Origin of the sequence: Rosenbergiella gaditana, assembly GCF_018494065.1 — a bacterium.
In the GTDB taxonomy this organism is placed as follows: Bacteria; Pseudomonadota; Gammaproteobacteria; order Enterobacterales; family Enterobacteriaceae; genus Rosenbergiella; species Rosenbergiella gaditana.
Genome location: NZ_JABBFR010000078.1, coordinates 1 through 263, shown reverse-complemented (window position 1 = coordinate 263; position 263 = coordinate 1). Strand labels below are relative to the sequence as shown.

The window sequence follows — 263 nt, the reverse complement described above, 5'->3', positions numbered from 1 at the left end:
GGCTATTACAGATCCAACTAATGGTACGAATGCCACACAATCTCAAGTTGAAGCAGCCATTGCAAAAGTAAAAGCTGCGCAACAAGACCTTAATGGTAATCGTAAAGTAGAAGAAGCTAAAGCTGCAGCTAAGCAAGCATTAAGTACGTATGCAAATTTAAATCATGCTCAAGTTAATACAGCTACTCAACATATCAATGATGCACAAACATTAGAAGCTGTCACTCAAGCACAACAAGAGGCAAATACGCTTAATAATGCAA

1 protein-coding gene is annotated in these 263 nt (G+C 38.0%); it reads left to right on the top strand.

Annotation, left to right across the window (positions count from 1 at the left end; translation table 11 throughout):
• The coding region (locus tag HH682_RS15520) for a GA module-containing protein (RefSeq protein WP_214238372.1) at window positions 1-263 on the top strand (263 nt) is incomplete at both ends.